This window comes from Cohnella laeviribosi DSM 21336 (assembly GCF_000378425.1).
Lineage (GTDB): Bacteria > Bacillota > Bacilli > Paenibacillales > Paenibacillaceae > Cohnella > Cohnella laeviribosi.
Genome location: NZ_KB899825.1, coordinates 1 through 18,449, shown reverse-complemented (window position 1 = coordinate 18,449; position 18,449 = coordinate 1). Strand labels below are relative to the sequence as shown.

Here is an 18,449-nt window from a genome sequence, read left to right as displayed (position 1 = left end):
ACACCGGCATATTACCGGGCGTAAAACGCTACGGTAATTATTACAGGCGCAAATAATAGGTGTATTCGGGCGAATATTGTCATTCTCTTTCCCGTCACGATATCCGGCAGCACGGCCAGTTTCGCCCATCAACCGATCTGGTCTTTTAGCCCAACTTTCGACAAAAATTTAGCCAAAAAATATTTTTTCCCATATTCCGGGAAATTCAGTCCCGAAAGCCCTTGATTTTACTGGGGGTAGGTTTTTGATTTTAGTGATTTTTAAAATGTAGTGTCCTAAATCCCCAGCCCTTTCCATTGACAACCCTGAAAATTCTGGGATACTGGAAACGGCAAAAAAACCACTGAAATTCCAAGAAAAATGAAGGTTGTAGTGACCGAAGTTAAAATATGAATCCAGTCATATCAAAGGTTTGCGGGCATTCGAGTCGAAAGTTGGGTTAGGAATACAATCGCAGCCCATTTTGATGTGCTAAAATCGATGAAACCAAGTCTTCCAAGCTAGGTTTCTTTCAACATGCAATAATTACCTTGCTTATCAATTAATTTCTCTTCAATCATCTTGGCTAGATTTTTTTCGATTCGAGTCCTCATCTCCTCCGTTACTCGCATAAAACCGAATAATCTGCAAACTGAAGGGGCGATTTCATCTTCTTTCATGCCAAATGCATCGGAAATCACCTTTTCGATGGCAACCCGGATCTCCTCCGTTGAAACGAATTCCAGTTTTTTGGATGAAGCAGGAAGGTTGCTGCGGTCCCGAATATCGGGACGATTCATTGCTTCTAACCAGAGAAAATCTTCTTTGATTACAACTTTTCCCGTTCGGACAAGCGATCTGCATGCCTTTTGGATAGCTTCCTGAATGCGATTGCCTGCCCGTTTAATACCCGCCGCCTCACAAATTCTTTTTAGAACTTCATGAATATGCACAGGGCTCTCGACTTTCACCACTTCCAAGACCCAGGAAGCAATCTGGTGGGTTGGAATCTTATGAAATTCGTAACCGACCGTATCGATTCGTAAAGTGGCACATTGATAAGGGGTTACAGCCTGTTGTTCTTTACGCGTGCTTTCGTTCCGTTCCAAAGAGAAAACATTCGCTTCTTCTTTCCGAACTTCCTTTGAAATATTTGATATTATATGGAGTCGAGCCTTCTCTATGGCTTCAGCTAGCCGTTTTCGTTCCCGGTTCGGATGACGGAACCAGTCTGTACTCCATATCCGGTGAATGTTCCACCCCAGTCCTTCCAGCACTTGTTGCCGTAACCGATCACGATCCCGCGCTGACCTGGCGCTGTGATAGGTAGCTCCATCGCATTCCACACCCAACACGTATCGACCAGGCGATTCCGGATCCACCACAGCCAAGTCAATGTAAAATCCTCCGGATCCTACCTGTTTTCTGACTTTATATCCCATCGAAAGGATCGCTTCCGCCACCGCTTCCTCAAATGGCGAATCCGCCGCCCTGTCCGTGGCCTTGGGAATATCCAGGATTCCGGTCCGGGCGTATTTGAGGAATGTTTTCAAGGCTTTCATTCCTTGGGCTTGCGTGCGGCTTAAATCGATATCATCGTCCGTGATGTTGGTAAACACTTCGCAACGCAAACGAGCACGGGTGATCAGCACGTTCAGTCTCCTCTCCCCTCCGTTGCGATTCAGCGCTCCGAAATCCATGGATACGTACCCGTCTTCCGTTTTGCCGTAACCGATGCTGATGAACATCACGTCGCGTTCGTCGCCCTGGACATTTTCCAAATTTTTCACAAAGAACGGTTCATGGGGATGCGCTTGGAAAAACGATTCGCACGACGGGTTTTCCCGGCGCAAAAGTTCCAGCTGATCTTGAATCGCCTGCATTTGCGCTACACTAAATGCGACGACACCCAATGTCAAATGGGGATTCCGCTTGGCATGCGCCATGACCGCCTGTGCGACGGCTTTGGCTTCTTCCATATTGGTTCGGCTGCGCCCCCGGTCATACCGGGTGTGTGGCAGATAATGAAACACAAGGCCCAAACGGTCTTTTTGCAAGTCAGGACTTGGAAAAACGACGAGCCGGTTATCGTAAAACTCCAAGTTGGAAACCGCGATTAACGATTCGTGCCGACTTCGATAATGCCAACGGAGCATCCGCCGCGGCGCATTTTGAGCCAGAAAGAGCCCCAGGATACTTTCCATATCGCCAACGGTGTCATCCTCTTCGTTTTCTTCCCCTTTGGTGAGAGCGTCGAAGAAATGGGTCGGTGGCATTTGTTTGCTGTCACCAACGACCACCACCTGTTTGCCCCGAAGAATGGCTCCGAACGCATCCACAGGCTTGACCTGACTCGCTTCATCAAATATAACCAGGTCAAACTTCAAACTTCCCGGCGGAAGATATGTCGCGATCGAGAGTGGCCCCATCATAAAAACCGGTTTGAGGGCTTGTATCGCATAACCCGCATTTTCCATGAGCCGGCGGATGGGCAAATGTCCCCTTTTCTTTTCAAATTCGCGTTTCAGGACCCCTAGCTGTCCTCCTGCATCATATTGCGGAATCCTTCTCCAATGGATTTCGGCCAGTTTCATCTTGTTATGTTCCAAATGAGTACGATCCAATTCCTGAAACGTTTTCACGACATGGCAATGCCGATCCCCGTCAAACTGCGCCAATACGGATCGTTCCTGAAAGGCTCGCTTGATCAACGCCTCATACCATGTAAAGCGAAAAAGATTGGTTAATTGCTGCGAGGCGAGTTCCCAAGTGTGGCTCAGCGACACAACGGCCCCCATCTCTTCCTTGCTGCATGTGTCGCACAGCAAGTTGTAGGAAGCCAGCGTTTGTATCGAATCGGCATGGTCCATCCAACGCTGAAACCATTCATCCAACTCTTGAAACAGTTGATCCGAGAGTGGCTCAGAATTCCCGAATGCAATAGAGGTGTCGAACTCCAACAGGTTGGCCAACTCTGCAACCCATTCCCGGAACTGCTCCAAATGTTGTCTGACTGTCGCCATGCTGTTTTCCAATTCCGTACGATCCACGGGTGCGGTTAACAAAGGAATGATCCAGCCCGGTAATCGGCCGGTTTGGATCTCTTTATGCAATGGACACAACCATTGAACCCACTCGTTGATGCGAGCCCAATCCGATTGTTCTTTCTTCCAGTGCACGCCAAAACAGGATCCCCCCAAGGCATCCATGCTTTGAATACATTGTTGCTGACGCCGTGCTTCAATGATGTCCTCCACAACTTGAAGGGCATCCAGTTTTTTTTGATAAGAGATATCCTTATATAAACGAATCAGCTGATTCCTTGCTTTCCGATAAGATCCCGAAAACCATCGCCACCATTTTTTCTGATACATTATGAGCGTTTGCCGGACATCAAGCAGATTCTGATCCCACGCTTCAGGAATCAGAATGTCCCTATATCGGTGCCGTAATTCCGAAAATTTCAAACCCGACGAAACGAGACGTTGGATTTCTTCAGCTTGTTGCGTCCATTCGTCCGCACCGATCTCGACCCCTTGCAAATCCGGCGCTTCCAGAATTTTTCTTGCGACAACACCGACCATTTGGACTTCTTTTACGTCCTGAGGAGTTTCCACATGCAGCATTTGCGCCAACGCACGGGAAGATTCCTTTAATGTTTCGAACGCCTGTCTCGCTTTGTTCACCGTCTCCCGTAACTTGCCCTCTTCCGTTGGCAAAAAAACGGTTCGCTTGCTTCCCCAAAACGGATGTTCTTTCGGAATTCCCATCGTGCCCAGCAGTTTCTGGAGCTCCTCCAAGAGCAGAAGACGGCGTTGGAACATAGAGCGATCCCATTTCTCCATCCCGTTGATTCCCAGGCTGGGGAAAATAAAGTCGTCACCAATCTTGTGCCTGAACCGCACCAGTTCGCCTAACAGTTGATAAGGGGTGAGTCCGCTTTCCCCCACCGGTGTATGAATCGCCGCGCAATAATCATTAAGCCGTCGACGAAAGTCCTCCAGCACTTTGACCTGGTCGTCAAACTCTTTCACTTTCGGTTTGCCCAATTCCAACGTTCTGGCCAATTCGCTGAGGAGCGTTTTTTTGTTGGTCTTATGGCTGTGTAATTCGAGACAGGCATCCCCCAATCCGACATGATCCAGCCGCCGTTTGACCACTTCCAGGGCAGCCATTTTCTCCGAAACGAATAACACCGTTTTCCCGCGGCCTACCGCTTCGGCAATAATATTGGTAATCGTCTGCGATTTCCCCGTTCCCGGAGGGCCTTGGATGACCAAATTCCGGCCGCTGTTCACATCGAGGATGGCCTGCAACTGCGAGCTGTCCGCATCCACCACATGATACACATCATGAAATGAAACATGCGGATCCATAAAATCGTCATCTTGAATGACGGAAGCCGGTTCCAAAAATCCGTCATTTAACAAACTGAGCAGGATGGCATGATCGGTAGGTTTGCTTTCTTCCGGCCAGTTCGTTACGTCCAAATCCCGGTACATCAAAAACTTGCCGAATGAAAAAAACCCCAAAACGATGGCCTGTTTGTCCACCGTCCACCGAGGCTCGCTTTGAATGGCTTCTTCCACCTGAAGGAAATACTGGACGACATCGATCTCCTCTTCTTCCGGAAGAGGCGGAATGGAAATCCCGAATTCCGCTTTCGCTTTCGCAATCAGGGACAAGTTGGATCCGATGTCTTCTTCGGTATAAGACACCTTAAACCGTTCCCGCGCATTCGTCCGTTCCAGTTTCACCGGGATCAAAATAAGGGGAGCCTTTCGAACCTCTTGACTGCTTTCGGATTCGTACCAGTGCACCATTCCAAGAGCCATATACAAAATGTTAACGCCCTGTTCTTCGATAAAAGTCCGGGCTGTGTAATATGTATTTAACAACCTTGCCTGCAATTGTTTTTCGGTCAAATTCGTTTTCAACTTGGATTCAGGAACGCGCTGTTGGGATAGCGAAAAATCCTCCTCCGAAGACGGCATTTCGTTTTCAGTTTCTTCAGCTTCCGCTTCAGATGGCAGCAATTCGTTTTCATCTTCCGCCACGGGCATGAAGGTGACCGATTTTTGATTGCGAACTAGAATCCCAAAAACATCCAGCGGTGACCCGCCTACCACTTCCAAACCACGGGATTTCAAAAGACGGTAATTCAGCAAAGAATTCTTCAGTCCAAGGTCCAATAATTCTTGTCGAGCTATCTCCAATTTATGATGCACGGACGGATTACCGCTCACTTCCCAAACCCCCGAACCTCTACGTCAATCACGGATATATTTCGACAAATGCTGGCAATTTCCTGTTTGCAGTATCGAGCATTCTAGGGAAAACAAGGTTAAAAATAAAAAAAGCCCATCGGGCTGGGTTATCCAATATACGTAATGGTGCCGGTGGAGGGACTCGAACCCACACCCTTTCGGACGCGATTTTGAGTTTGAGGAGGTGCAAGGAGGTGAACAAACGTTCGCAAGAATCCGAGAAACCTTGTGACATAAGGGATTTCAGGGATTGTAAATTTTTCCAATCGAAAAATACGTCCCGCGATTTTGCGAAGGGTTTTGTGCGCTCGTACTTCCCCGGGTTGTACGAAGCCAACCCCCCGCAGCTTCGCACAACTTTGACCGCGCCAAACTCCCAATCCAACGGGAGGTTGACGAAAAGTGTCGAAGAACAAAGCCGATGCCAGTGTAAAACTTTCCTTGCCCGCCGACGTTTCCTCACGGGCCCAATTCAGCGAAGCCGTCCGCCTGTTTCTGATGGACTGCCGGTTCCGAAATCTTTCTCCGATGACCATCGAAGGTTATCATACGTATTTACGGTCCCTGCAACGCGATCTTGACCAATGGGGGCTTTCCCTAAATACCCTCACCCCAAAAGATCTCACTGTACGGATGGTCAACGAAATGCTGGAACAGGGATTCAAACCGAATACGATCAACGGAAAAATACGGACTTGCCAGCAATTTTTCAAATTTCTCCATCTTGAAGGCATCTTGGACGCAAACCTCGCGGAAGGTCTGAAACCCATTAAAAGTGAGCGCAAAATGGTCCACACTTTCACCGAAGAGCAAGTCCAGGCCATCTTGCGCCAACCGGATCGCACAACGTTTACCGGACTGCGCGATTATACCATGATGCTGGTTTTGCTGGATACGGGCATGCGGGTCAATGAATTAACGCAAATGAAAATTTCCCATATCGACTTTGAGGAGAAAACCATTCACATTCCTATGGGCAAAGGACGAAAGTTCCGCGTCGTCCCCATTCAGCAAACATGTGTGAACGCCTTAAAGGAGTATTTGGAGGAACGGGGGGAACACGAGTTTGATGGCCTCTGGGTCACCGTCTTCCATCAACCTTTCCAACGGTATGGTACCATCCAAATGATCAGCGGCCACTGCCAAAAGGCCGGGATCAAAGGGGTGCAAGGTTCCGCCCATACGTTCCGCCACACTTTTGCGAAATTCTTTTTAATAAACGGCGGCGACATCTTTACCCTGCAATATCTGTTGGGGCATACGACGTTGGAAATGACCCGTTATTACGTGGAACTGTTCAGCAAAGACCTTCACAAACAGCACGAAAAATGCAGCCCGGTCGAACATCTTGCCGAGGATTTGGAAGGGGAGGTGCAATAACATGGACAGGCCCGTAACGCGTCGGAAAAACATTGTCAAAGCGGCCGCTGTAAATACCGCCATCCCGAAACGCCCCGCCGATTTTGCGGATCTGGTAAAGTCCTTTCTTACGGAATGTCGGGCAAAAAACTTATCTGGACGTACAATTCAGTTTTACGAAGAGAACCTGGTCCGGATGAAAAAAATGTTTGATGAACAGGGGATCTCCCTCCCGCCATATCGTAAGCGCCTGGAAAGTGGCGGACATCGAACGGATGAAGTTGCCGCCGTGCCATGTGTTGTTTCAGTGTTACGTTTCGGCGGGCAAACTGTCGTGCATGCTGACGATGCGTTCGGTGGATGTGTTTCTGGGGTTGCCTTTTAACATAGCCGAGTACGCGCTGCTGACGCATATGATGGCGCAGCAATGCGATCTGGAACCGGGCGAACTCATCTGGTCCGGCGGGGATGTGCATCTGTACAGTAACCATCTGGAGCAGGCGAAACTGCAGTTGAGCCGCGAACCGTTTCCGTTGCCGAGGCTCGTCATCAAGCGGAAGCCGCCCAGCATATTCGATTATGTGTACGAAGATTTCGGGTTTGTCGATTACCGCCATCATCCGGCGATCAAGGTGCCGGTCGCCATTTAATTTCAAGGGGGAAACCATGGCGAAGGCGATTGTTTTGTTTTTGGCGGCAGGACTGGCGGAAATTGGCGGCGGATGTCTGGTCTGGCTGTGGTTGAGGGAATTCAGATCCCTCCGGGTCGGCGTGCTGGGAGGGATGATCCCGGTTCTGTACGGGATTGTTCCTCACCGCGCAAAGCTTCCCCAACTTTGGTCGCGTGTACACCGCCTAAGACGGAGCGTTTTATTTATTGGCGATGATCCGGGAATAACTTGTGGATAAGTGGGCAACGCATTGCAAATGGATTTTCTCATCTTCCTTGACTGTAAACGGAAAGTAACCTATAATTTTTCTCGTGTATTGAAAAATTCATACCGTTTCATGTGGAGGAGCCTGTCATTGACGGGCTTCTCTTATTTTTTCTTTATTTCGGACAGAAGGGGGGGTTGCGAACTTGCGACGAATCGAAGAGTGAATGGTTTATTCAGAATAGGTATCAAGAACACGAAGGTCGTTACTATGCAAAGTCTCACGGGGCTGAGACAAGATTTCAGCCGGAAATACAAAAGGAGCGATAGAATGAATCATGCCATGGAATCCTTATTGGAGTTGGCCATTATTCTCGTTGCCGCCAAACTTGCAGGAGATCTTGCCGCCCGGTTCGGGCAACCTTCGGTTTTGGGAAAACTTTTGGCAGGCGTATTGATTGGTCCAGCCGTGGCGGGCTGGGTAAAGCACTCCGATATTGTGGAGGTTTTTGCCCAGATTGGCGTTCTTCTATTAATGTTTTTGGCTGGACTGGAAACTGACCTGAAAGCATTGGACGAAAACCGTAATGCCTCCGTTGCTGTGGCGGTGGGAGGAATTCTGTTTCCGCTTGCGGGGGGTTATATCGTCGGGATATGGCTTGGGATGGAACAAGGACATGCAATATTTCTCGGATTACTGCTTTCTGCAACGTCCGTGAGCATATCGGTTCAAACGTTTCGGGAACTGGGGAAATTGAACAGCCGGGAAAGCATGCCGTATTGGGGGCAGCGATTGTTGACGATATTCTGGTCGTGTTCGGTCTTACGATTATGGTTGGGTTGTTGACAGCCAACGAAATCAGTCTGGCATGGGTGATTGGCAAGAAGATTTTATTTATAATCCTGGTGGTTATGATGGTCTGGAAGGGCATTCCCTTTGTCTTGCGGAAGTCCGCCCATATGCGGGTGACCGAACCTGTCCTCAGTATGAGCGTATTTTTGTGTCTGATGTTGTCCTTCGCCGCGGAATATTTTGGAGTTGCCGGTATTATCGGCGTTTTTGCTGCCGGACTTGCGATTTCGAGAACCGAATTCAAACAGCAGATCGAGAAAAAATGGAATCTGTTGCTTATACGTTATTTGTCCCGGTCTTTCTTGCCAGTATCGGTCTGACCGTTTCGTTCGACGGATTGTCTGAACAACTGCTGCCCCTTTTCATATTGTCCGTTTTGGCTATTGCATCCAAACTGATCGGCTCGGGAATGGTTTCGCGCGGTGAAGTCGCTCTGATTATTGCGGCGCTGGGCCTGAATTCCAGGTTGCTTCCGTCAGAGTTGTACACGACGATCATTTTGGTCATTGTCATCACAACCGTCGTAGTGCCTCCCCTGCTCAAGTGGTTCCTGAAGGATACAGGCGGTAAAACAAAAATGAACTAGGATGTATGAACCCAAATTTCGAAAGCCCGTTGTTATGGCAAATTGACAGGTGATGAGGGCAGAGAACTCTGTAAATAACAGGGAAATCATCCAGTCAAACAACTCCTCATCTGCATAGAAAGACAATTCCCCCCCTCCCCATCACCAGGCTTTTCGTTTTCCATGTAAAATTGTGGCATTCTCTATCCAGATATCGCCGCCAGCCGCGCCTCCATTCGCTTCCACACATGGCGGTACGGAAAGTCACAAGCCAGTTTAAGGATAAGCCTGCGGCTGTGCCGGACGATCGTCGCCGCACATTGGAAAAACTCCAGCCGAAACCTGGCGATCGTATAACCCTGATGAACCGGCTCGCAACAGTCCCGCTTGAACCGCTCATAGAGGTTGTAAGCCAATAGTTTGATCAGCAGATCCAGCTCGTTGGCCGCAAAATCTCCCGTCGCAATCCGATCGATGGAAAACCCGTCCTTGGCTTCCTTGATGTGATTTTCCATGCAGCAGCGCTGGTTGTAAAAACGCCAAAGATCGATCGGTTCCCATTCCAGGTTGGTCACGATCGCCTCATACTGCCAGTCCTCGTCGTAAATCAGCCGCCCCTGGCCGTCATCGGCCACCTGCGCCTTGCGGATCATCACCACCTGCCGGTACTTCTTCCACGAGGTGGCCTTGTACAGAAGCGTGATCCCCTCGATGACCCACTCCTCATCCTCGACATATCGCTTCCAGTAACGGCAACGCGCCGCTTCCTTCGCCAGACGTTCGGTCCACTTCAGCTTGCCCGCGTAACCGATCCCTTTTCGTGTGAGCATTCCGGCCAAAGGCAAGAAGAGCAAAATCCGAGCCGAACATGAAAAGCAGTTATGGTTTCAGAACCTGCAACGGTAAGAGCGGCTCAAACCGGATCGCCTTCCCGTCCGTTGTGTCTGAACCAAAAGCGCGATATTGGAAGCGCAACGAGAACCCCGCTTTGCGCGGGCGCTGGACCTTGTTTCTACAATGGGAAACGGATTCACTCTGCCATTGGGTACATGACGCCCAATCAATGCGAACGTATGTACCGTCTTTCTCCGAACTGATCTTGGATCTGGATTCCACGGTAGAAACGGTATACGGCGATTCTCCAATCGAAATTCGGAGCGATGATTTTCGATAAATTGGAACCTTAGTTCCTTTCTTTGCTGAAGATGTGCAGCGCCTTTTTTAAGATGGCCAACTCCTCCGCGAGGTCTTGCTTCTCTCGTTCACCAGCCTTGAGACGTTCTTCCAGTTGGCGGACTTTTTCTGAATTGACAATCGGCTCGTTTTCAAACGAACGATATTTCGTCATCCAATTTCGCAACGTTCCTTCTGGGATGTTCAATTCATCCGCGATCTCAGGTAAAGTCTTTGTCTGTTCTTGAACATACTTCACGGCTTGCCTTTTGAATTCTTCATTGTAGTGCTGGCGTTGCTCTCCCATAATGGACACCTCTTTCATCGTTATGCCTATTATCAAGGTTCACTTAACGCGGTGTCCACTTTTTATTCTAGGCGCAGTTTCCTGGGCGCACACCCGATCGCCGGACCGACCTGTACGCCCTTTTATCTCTTGTTCAAAGCTTTCAGTGTAGTCGCTGAATAAACATCCATGTCAGTTGCTGCGAATATCCGTGCCGCCAAGAGACATTCCGAAAAGGACACTTGACTCGCGAGTATGGGGCACCATCAACTTATTCACATGCCATCCTGTTAAAGAACAGAAGGGGAAAATTCAACTAGTCGATGAAACGTGACCGTATTTGAATTCATTTTCGATACGCTCAATGCGTCGGGGATAAGAGATCGGAATACCGAGCTCTTTCAGTTCATGCAAAAGCAATTTTCGGATTTCTTTGCAAGCCGTCCAATAATGCTGGTCATTCACTAGGCTGACAACCGTATATTTCGCACCTAGCGCCTGGTTTTCCACATCAGTAATGCCGTACAGTTGCGGCGGTTCAATCACATTTCCGGCTGCGTCGCGCAAAAAAAGGTGGGGCATCTCCTTCAACAGTCGCTCGGACATGCGATTCACTGCAGTTTCGACATCTGCCGGATCCGTTTCATAGGGAACCGTCACGTTGATGATCGCCCGCATTTTTTCGCGGTTGTAGTTTTCGCTGATGCGGATTTCCGAGTTTTGAATGACGACGACATGTTGGGCCCAGGTTCGGATTTTGGTGGCGCGCAGGCCGACACTGACCACCGTGCCGGTTATTTGTCCATTGTTAATGGATACATAATCGCCGACGGAAAATTGATCTTCAAAAATGATGAAAAAGCCGGTAATCAAATCCTTGACTAGCGATTGCGCCCCGAATCCAACTGCCAAACCGACGACGCCGGCTCCGGCGATGATCGGTCCCACCTCTAGTCCAAGATTGCTTAGGCACATCAGAAACGCAATAATAAAGAGCACATATCTCGACAAGGAGAGAAGCAGCGACTCCAATGTATTTTTTTGCTTGATGTCCAATCGCGTGAGCACAAAAATACGCGATATAAGAATTTTTCGAATGCGAAGAGCAAGCCATGTGAGTGCGACGATTAAAGAGACTGCACCCAGCTTTTTTAAAAGAAGGACAGTTTGCGGCGCCCAGAAATCCCAGGTAAAGTATTCGTGGATACCCAATTCTCTCCCCCATTCCAAGTTGTATCACCTCCCGGATAAAAGTCCTGCTCCCCAACCCCTGCACTGTTCCCAGCATCGCGGCGGAGCGTCTCATTGCAATTTATACATACATGGAAAATAGATAGATCGCATTTACAGCTCTTCTCCGCGTCAGTAGTGTGATATATTGTCAGAATATAATCATACTGAGACGCTCACTTTGAAGAACGAACCGACCCCAAACGGATAATTGTGGGAAAGAGGCATTCTCCTGTTGCAGCATCTCCAGAATGAGCGCGGCTTTTTTTTGAAAACACAGCAGGTTCAAACCAATCGGCTGATGGCATGAGCTCGGTACTACAGAAAAAATAGTACCGGGATCTCCTGCCTGTTTCAAACATGCTAGTTTTCGATGAGGCCCTTTTCCACCAAAAAGTCGTGTGCAACATCCTGTGCTTTCAATCCTTCAGAATCCACTTTCGCGTTCAAATTCTGCATATCGGATTCGCTGATTATTCCTCCGAGCTCATTTAACGCGCTTTCGATTTCCGGATATTTTTCCAGGACGTCGTTACGCACGAGCGACCCCGCGTCATAAGGAGGGAAGAATGACTTGTCGTCTTGCAAAATGTGCAGATCGTAAACTTTGATCTGTCCGTCGGTAGAATAAGCATCGATAACATCCACTTTTTTATCAGCCAGAGAGCGATACATGATACCATGATCCATTCCGACAACATCCTTGAACGTCATGTTGTATGTCTTTTGCAGGCCGAGATAGCCGTCGGGACGGTCCTCGAATTCAAATTCGCACCCCAGGATCAAGTCCTTGGACACCTTGGCCAAATCGCTAAAGGTTTTCAAGTTGTATTTTTCCGCCGTTTCCTGCGTCACCGCCAACGTATACGTGTTGTTGAAGCCGAATGGTTCGGTGAACGTCAGGTTGTCCTTCTTCAGAAGCTCCCGGGTCTTGTCCAACGTTTCCTGGGACGTCCCCGTTTTTTCCTGATAATAATTGGCGACGATGGTTCCTGTATAATCCGGATACAGTTGGATATCGTTGTTCTGCAACGCTTTCCACGCTACATTGGATCCGCCGAGATTGACTTTCCTCTCTACCTTTAGACTGGTCTTCGCTTCAATGATATCGGCCATCATATGCGCCAAAATGATATTTTCGGTAAAGTTTTTGGAACCTACCGTAATTTTTTCTTGGTTTTTCCCATTTGAATTACAAGCGCTTAAACCAATCAAGGAAACGACCGCCAGAAGTGCCAACAGCCATTTTTTCATTTTTATCCATAAACCTCCCAATGAATGAAAAATAGATCCTTATATTTTCAAGCCTCGCGGTATTGTCCAGCGTTCCAGCAACCCCAGAACAAAGTCGAACAGCAGAGCGAGCAGAGCGGCGGGAAATGCGCCGATCAGCACAAGGGAATCGATATTCCGGGATATCCCGAGAAAAATAAAATCCCCCAGACCTCCTGCGCCGATAAACGCGGCCAGTGTTGCCGTTCCCACGTTGATGACGGTGGCGGTCCTGATTCCGGCCATGATCACCGACAAAGCAAGGGGGAGTTCGACTTTGAACAATATTTGCTGGTCTGTCATTCCCATCCCTCTGGCCGCCTCAATAACGGATTTGTCCACATCCTGGATTCCGGTAAATGTGTTTCGGATAATGGGAAGCAGAGAATAAAGAAACAGCGCCGCAACAGCGGTTTGCGTGCCGATTCCAAGCAACGGGATCATAAATCCGAGCAGGGCGAGACTCGGAATTGTCTGTAAAATGCCGGCCGTTCCCAGGACCCAATTCCTCAGGCGCGGAAAGCGTGTGATAAGGATTCCCAGCGGTACGCCCAAGGCGATGGCGATGATCATGGAGAAAAAGACAAGTTCAATATGTTGAACTACGGATACAATCAAGTCTTGCCAACGCATGCCGAGTTGCCTGATCAGTTGCTCCCATAACGAACCGTTCATAAAACCGACTCACCTCTGCTTTCCGTCCAGTATTTTGAAAACACCGTGAGCAAACTTCCTTTCGTTACAACCCCGGCGATTTTGTGATCCGTCCCAACAACGGGAACGATGCCGAACTTCGCCTGTTCAATGGCGATCAACGCGTCTTTCGCCGTAGCCGACAGATCCAAAACCGACTCGACGGGAACCGTGATCTCCGCGATCGTTTCGATATCCTCCATCCGGGCCTGAAGATCGTAAGCGGAGACAATGCCGATTAGTTGGCCGTTTTCGTCTTCGACAAGCAGCGTATCCGTCCTTCGATGCCGCATCAGCGTCAACGCCCGGGCCGGAGAGCGGAACGAAAGCACCGTCGCGGGGTTATTCCGCATAATGTCGGCAACCGGTATAAACTCGGGATTTTGGTAAATTCTTTTTTTTCCGATAAATTGCTCCACGAAACCGTGAGCCGGGTCTTTCAGAAGTTTGTCGGGCGTATCAAACTGCAGGAGAGTGCCGTCTTTCATGACGGCGATCCGGTCCCCCATTTTCAACGCTTCGTCCATGTCGTGGGTCACAAATACGATCGTCTTGTTGACTTTTCTCTGCAGCGAGAGCAGTTCGTCCTGCAATTGCTCTCTTGTGATGGGATCCAGCGCGCCGAAAGGTTCATCCATCAGCACGATGTCTGGGTCTGCCGCCAGTGCGCGCGCCACCCCCACTCTCTGCTGCTGTCCCCCGGAAAGTTCTTTGGGATATCGTTTGGCAAACAGGGCCGGGTCGAGACCGATCATGTGCAGCAGTTCTTCCACCCGCTGTCTTTTTTTCGGGCGGTTCCATCCTTTCAGGGTTGGCAACAGCGCGATATTTTCCTCGATGGTGAAATGGGGGAAAAGCCCGACCTGCTGAATGACATAGCCGATGTTTCTGCGGAGCGCGACAGGATCTTCTTTGGAAATGTCAATGCCGTTGATGGTAATGATCCCTTCCGTATGGGGGATCAGACGGTTGATCATCTTCATGGTCGTTGTCTTGCCGCAACCGCTCGGGCCGATCAGAACGATGAATTCTCCCCGTTTGATTTCAAAGCTCAGGGATTTGACCGCCTGAAAACCGTCCGGGTATGTCTTGCCGACATTTTCGAATCTGAGCATGATGACCTCCTTATCGCTTAAAATGCGGGGGATTAAAGGAGCGATTCGGCCGACAACAGATGGCAGAGGAAACAGGTTGTGGAGAGGAGCTAAAGAAGCGGGGAAAAAAGGCCGGGGAAAGAAAAAGAACCCTCGACGGGTCCCTGTGGTGATTGGTTTTCGAAAAGCACGCTTAGAGCAGGAGAGTGAAATGACCCATCTATTGCCGACGAGGTTAGCTGACGGGCTCGGAAAAGATGGTTTCCTACGGCATTTCGGACGCAAATTTCCGAAACGCCGATTCGCCCCAATATTCGGTTCCCCCGTTTCCCGGTTTCAATTCCGGGAATTAAGCACATTTTCAATGTACCATAACACGCGATCCATGTCAAATCTCCGCAATCGGTGGTCAGTGTCAAGCTAGCGTGGGCACTTTTTTCGGATGCTGGATGGCGAACTTGAAAAGAACCCTTCCCTTGTAAGCGCTTTTCTTTTTGCATCCGTTTTGAATGCCGGTTGATTTTTCTGGTATTAGAATCCTTTAAAAAAAGATATCCGCGTTCAACCCAATATAACCAATCATCTATGACCGACTGCGTTGACTCGTCTGTCTCGATCGGCAGCAATTGGGCCAGCGGTACAGCAAACTTGCGTCTCTGCTATTCCACTTGAACCCACATGCTGTCCCGACATTCGTTCTCAGGGGCCATGTTCAAAACGACAACCTCTTCTCCCGCTTGCAGTGGCGACTTGGCTTCAACGTGCATGCAACGAGCTGTGAAAGGAAATTGAAGTTTTTCATCCAAGTAATAGTACCAGCTCATTGCTTGTTCTTCCTCGCCATATGCATCCACGATAATTTCCATAGCAATTCTCTCTTCCCGTTCATCATCTTTAGCCCTGATACCCACACAGCATCCCTCCCTTGTCGCCCAACAACATATGGCCCGCTAAATCATATCTTTTAAATTCGACCTTGTTCAGGCCATCCCTTGTCTTGTCGAACGAGCACGGGCATAATCCATATCAGCTTCCGCTCTTCCTGATTAGAAATCATCGGCGACATCTTCCTCAAAGCCGATCCCCATGCGGCCTGACCATCGCTTCTCCCGACATTCCGGACAACGCTTCGGATCGTCCCATCCGCGTTTAGCAAAATATTTTTGCTCCGAAGCTTCAAAAACAAACCGATTTCCGCAGTCCCAGCATTTGAGCCGTACCGGTTCGTATGTTTCAAGACTCGGCGCTGTCAGATTCAATTCTTTACGCCAGGCAAGCAACACACTTTCTTCATGACGATTCCACAGGACCTTCAATTCGGGAGCGAGAAACAAACTCCTGTCGAAGCGGAACCCGCGAATATTTCTTAGATAAGGGGTCCTGCCACAGTCCATCGCATCGCAAGGATAGCGAGCGGGGCACTCGCGTTTATGACAAATTCGGCCAAGGTACTTTCTGTCCTTGTTAAATATGAATACTTCCCAAGCATGCGTGGTGGATGAGATTTGCCGACAAAACCGCGCAAGTTGCGGAAGCTCGTCCAGATTAGACAAAACGACCGCCAGATCAAACTCGCCGGGATAGGGATCGCCGGCTGCCATCGAACCGCACAGGACCACTTCCTGGACCGAAGCCAGATTTTTCGCCTTTTCTAAACGAAATGCTGTGCCGCTTGAGTAAAACGAATGCTGTCACTCATACCTTGTTCATTCCCTTTACGAAAATTCCAAATAGTAAGGCTTGATTTCAACAAACCTTATCGATTTCATAATCAACAGAATCGTCAGCTTCGCCCGTCAAACAAGTAAAGCATGAATTCCATCCTGCAATAGCGGTCCCAATCGCCCAAATCGGTTGACCGCATTGGCTGCAGCAAGCTCCATTTTCTTTCGCGGAAACGGATGCTTTCAAGTTCTCGATGAGATTCTTTTTGTTCTCTTTTGGATTGTTTTTCATGTACAACGCTACGAACTTTTCGATAGATACAGGAACCATAGATTGAATGAACACCTCATTGACGATGTATTTTTGACGATAACTTGCTTCATCATCTCTTCTTTGTTCCTTTTGCCGATGCGCCCGACTCGAAAATCTTCGACCTTTGCATGGCCGCGGAAACCTCGTTTCTGAAAGCGCTATGCCGCGAATAATTGCTTCTATACTTTTCAATCAGATTGGCGCCAGCTTGCTTCTCTCCCCTGTTCGCCAAAGTCTCGGCCATAGCGACCAACAGCCCCGCCGCTTTATGATAGCTCCCCCGATACTGATTTCCCACGATAGCGTCCACTCTTTTTCCGACCTCATCCATGCACCATTTCAAAAAAAACTGCTCCTGCTCTCCGGTCAGCGCAATCGATGTTTTCGTATGTTCTATAATGCTCCGATACTTCCCGACATACTCCGTGCCGCCATTATAGCACGTTTGTACGATCGCATCCTCCCATTGCTTGAGCAGCACCTTCGCGTCATCTCCACCTTTAGACAATAGCATCATCATGAAAGCGACAAATACAGGCTTAGGATTGTCACTGCTGCTCCATCCGAGCGGGCCTTTCTTATGACAATTTTCAAATACCTCCTCGTATTTTCCCGCTAACAGCAACGCATTGAAAAAGACTCCGTCACGCACAAAAGCCATATGCCGCTCGCGATTGTAGCTATTGTTCGAAAGTGTCCCGCTACTGCTTCGAAGCTCCGTCATCCTCTGCTCGGCTACCTCGCGTATCTCTTCAAAGCATCCGCATTCAATTGCCGTCGTATACAGATCAACCAGACGTTCCATAGAAGGCGACGAATAAAAGCTCTCTTTGTGCCCCTCCAGCTTTAACTGCGGGTCATCCCGGCTCTCCCCGATGTTCGCAATGACATCCGCGATCTCCGCTCTCACGGTGTAGTCGCGTGGAATCCTGCTCAGCCCTTCTCTGGCCACCCGGATGATGGCATCCGAGTCGCCTTGCGTCTCCAAGGCTCTAATCCAATCCATATAGGCCAAGGGATACTTTTCCGCATGTTCCCTTGCAAACTCGGAAATCGCCGGCACGCCGCCTTTCAAGATGATCGCTTCCCTGAGCCACTCGCTGACCTGCCAGTGATCTTGATTTTTCAAAAATTCAATCCAATCTGCCAAAAAAACGTCAAAATCCGGCAGCGAAACGTCTAATGCACCAGTAATGCTTTTTAGTTTCATACCTGAACCCAAATACCTGTATTTGTTCATGGCATCGAAAATCGAAGCCGGCCGTTGTTCTGGAGCTGAATTCATATATACACAGCGGAGAAAAAGGGCAACCTGCTCGTCCAGATCGACCTCCAGCATGTTTGCGTAGTCCGCGCCGGGAAGATGTCCCGGTTCCTCGCCCGTCTCCAGTATGCCGAATAGTTTCAGATAAGCTTCTTCAGCGGACTCGTAATCCTCTTGCAACAGCAGGGTTCTCGTTTGCAGGAAAAAAACGTCCATTTCCCGCGCCCAGCTTTCGTCGCCCCAGTCCCGCTCTTCATGGATATCTTCATCCCACCCCCATCCGTCGCAATAATCGCCATCTTCCACTCTTTGGGCAAAAGCATCTATCTCCTCAATCAGTCCGGTCGCATCCGGAAGAGTTTCTTGCTTCCCCCGCTCACGAGGGATCAATTTGTTCAGAAACTCTTGTCTTGTGGACGAAGGCTCCTCACTGGCCCAGTACAAGATCAGACTCCGGAAATCATCTTCCGTAAACCGGCTTATACGCGTCCGTACCTCTTCGATAAACTCCTTGTAGCTCAGTGCAGCCATGCTCAGGCTCCTTTCTTATATGCTCGTCCGT

General features: G+C 49.1%; 10 protein-coding genes, 5 pseudogenes and 1 riboswitch. Of the genes and pseudogenes, 4 read left to right on the top strand and 11 right to left on the bottom strand.

Going from position 1 to position 18,449, the window contains the following annotated elements:
- Nucleotides 1-500 precede the first annotated feature (500 nt).
- Nucleotides 501-5,225, bottom strand: coding sequence for a DUF3320 domain-containing protein (locus F560_RS23230; RefSeq protein ID WP_019006123.1), 4,725 nt, complete (start codon nucleotides 5,223-5,225; stop codon nucleotides 501-503).
- Nucleotides 5,226-5,648: 423 nt separating this feature from the next.
- On the opposite strand from F560_RS23230, the gene F560_RS0112750 reads away from it, so the two are divergent.
- From F560_RS0112750 to F560_RS24210, 4 genes and pseudogenes are all read left to right on the top strand, one after another.
- Nucleotides 5,649-6,626: a tyrosine-type recombinase/integrase gene (locus F560_RS0112750; protein WP_019006122.1), complete on the top strand. Its 978-nt coding sequence runs from the start codon at nucleotides 5,649-5,651 to the stop codon at nucleotides 6,624-6,626.
- A 209-nt stretch (nucleotides 6,627-6,835) separates the two neighbouring features.
- Nucleotides 6,836-7,255: pseudogene (thyA, locus tag F560_RS23225) on the top strand (thymidylate synthase); the annotation flags it as partial.
- A gap of 16 nt (nucleotides 7,256-7,271) precedes the next feature.
- Nucleotides 7,272-7,461, top strand: a pseudogene (locus F560_RS25055) (YnfA family protein); the annotation flags it as partial.
- A 350-nt stretch (nucleotides 7,462-7,811) separates the two neighbouring features.
- Nucleotides 7,812-8,919 (top strand): annotated as a pseudogene (locus tag F560_RS24210) (cation:proton antiporter).
- Nucleotides 8,920-9,101: 182 nt separating this feature from the next.
- On the opposite strand, the pseudogene F560_RS23210 reads toward F560_RS24210, so the two are convergent.
- From F560_RS23210 to F560_RS0112690, 10 genes and pseudogenes are all read right to left on the bottom strand, one after another.
- A pseudogene (locus F560_RS23210) lies at nucleotides 9,102-9,719 on the bottom strand (transposase); the annotation flags it as partial.
- A gap of 362 nt (nucleotides 9,720-10,081) precedes the next feature.
- On the bottom strand, nucleotides 10,082-10,378 hold the full coding sequence (locus F560_RS0112725; protein ID WP_019006118.1) for a transposase: 297 nt from the start codon (nucleotides 10,376-10,378) through the stop codon (nucleotides 10,082-10,084).
- Nucleotides 10,379-10,669: 291 nt separating this feature from the next.
- On the bottom strand, nucleotides 10,670-11,587 hold the full coding sequence (locus F560_RS0112720; RefSeq protein ID WP_019006117.1) for a mechanosensitive ion channel family protein: 918 nt from the start codon (nucleotides 11,585-11,587) through the stop codon (nucleotides 10,670-10,672).
- 363 nt (nucleotides 11,588-11,950) lie between these two features.
- The gene (locus F560_RS0112715) at nucleotides 11,951-12,841 is read right to left on the bottom strand and encodes a glycine betaine ABC transporter substrate-binding protein (protein WP_019006116.1); all 891 of its coding nucleotides are present in this window, start codon (nucleotides 12,839-12,841) and stop codon (nucleotides 11,951-11,953) included.
- Nucleotides 12,842-12,880: 39 nt separating this feature from the next.
- Nucleotides 12,881-13,534 carry an ABC transporter permease gene (locus F560_RS0112710; RefSeq protein WP_019006115.1) on the bottom strand — a complete coding sequence of 218 codons (654 nt, stop codon included), beginning with the start codon at nucleotides 13,532-13,534 and terminating at the stop codon, nucleotides 12,881-12,883.
- A complete protein-coding gene (locus F560_RS0112705) occupies nucleotides 13,531-14,667 on the bottom strand; it encodes a betaine/proline/choline family ABC transporter ATP-binding protein (RefSeq protein ID WP_019006114.1) in 1,137 nt (378 codons plus the stop codon). The genes F560_RS0112710 and F560_RS0112705 overlap by 4 nt, the downstream gene beginning before the upstream one ends.
- A gap of 188 nt (nucleotides 14,668-14,855) precedes the next feature.
- Nucleotides 14,856-15,012, bottom strand: a riboswitch (cyclic di-AMP (ydaO/yuaA leader).
- A 209-nt stretch (nucleotides 15,013-15,221) separates the two neighbouring features.
- Nucleotides 15,222-15,512: pseudogene (locus tag F560_RS26075) on the bottom strand (calcium-binding protein); the annotation flags it as partial.
- A 180-nt stretch (nucleotides 15,513-15,692) separates the two neighbouring features.
- The gene (locus F560_RS26070) at nucleotides 15,693-16,247 is read right to left on the bottom strand and encodes a zinc-ribbon domain-containing protein (protein WP_019006112.1); all 555 of its coding nucleotides are present in this window, start codon (nucleotides 16,245-16,247) and stop codon (nucleotides 15,693-15,695) included.
- A 145-nt stretch (nucleotides 16,248-16,392) separates the two neighbouring features.
- Nucleotides 16,393-16,641, bottom strand: coding sequence for a hypothetical protein (locus F560_RS25045; RefSeq protein ID WP_083932070.1), 249 nt, complete (start codon nucleotides 16,639-16,641; stop codon nucleotides 16,393-16,395).
- 52 nt (nucleotides 16,642-16,693) lie between these two features.
- Nucleotides 16,694-18,418 carry a hypothetical protein gene (locus F560_RS0112690; protein WP_019006111.1) on the bottom strand — a complete coding sequence of 575 codons (1,725 nt, stop codon included), beginning with the start codon at nucleotides 18,416-18,418 and terminating at the stop codon, nucleotides 16,694-16,696.
- Nucleotides 18,419-18,449: the final 31 nt, after the last annotated feature.

Excerpts from the sequence above, each read along its gene's own strand:
- F560_RS0112710 (WP_019006115.1), bottom strand. The coding sequence starts at position 13,534 with ATGAACGGTTCGTTATGGGAGCAACTGATCAGGCAACTCGGCATGCGT.
- F560_RS0112725 (WP_019006118.1), bottom strand. The coding sequence starts at position 10,378 with ATGGGAGAGCAACGCCAGCACTACAATGAAGAATTCAAAAGGCAAGCC.
- F560_RS0112690 (WP_019006111.1), bottom strand. The coding sequence starts at position 18,418 with ATGGCTGCACTGAGCTACAAGGAGTTTATCGAAGAGGTACGGACGCGT.
- F560_RS25045 (WP_083932070.1), bottom strand. The coding sequence starts at position 16,641 with ATGGTTCCTGTATCTATCGAAAAGTTCGTAGCGTTGTACATGAAAAAC.
- F560_RS0112715 (WP_019006116.1), bottom strand. The coding sequence starts at position 12,841 with ATGAAAAAATGGCTGTTGGCACTTCTGGCGGTCGTTTCCTTGATTGGT.
- F560_RS26070 (WP_019006112.1), bottom strand. The coding sequence starts at position 16,247 with ATGGCAGCCGGCGATCCCTATCCCGGCGAGTTTGATCTGGCGGTCGTT.
- F560_RS0112705 (WP_019006114.1), bottom strand. The coding sequence starts at position 14,667 with ATGCTCAGATTCGAAAATGTCGGCAAGACATACCCGGACGGTTTTCAG.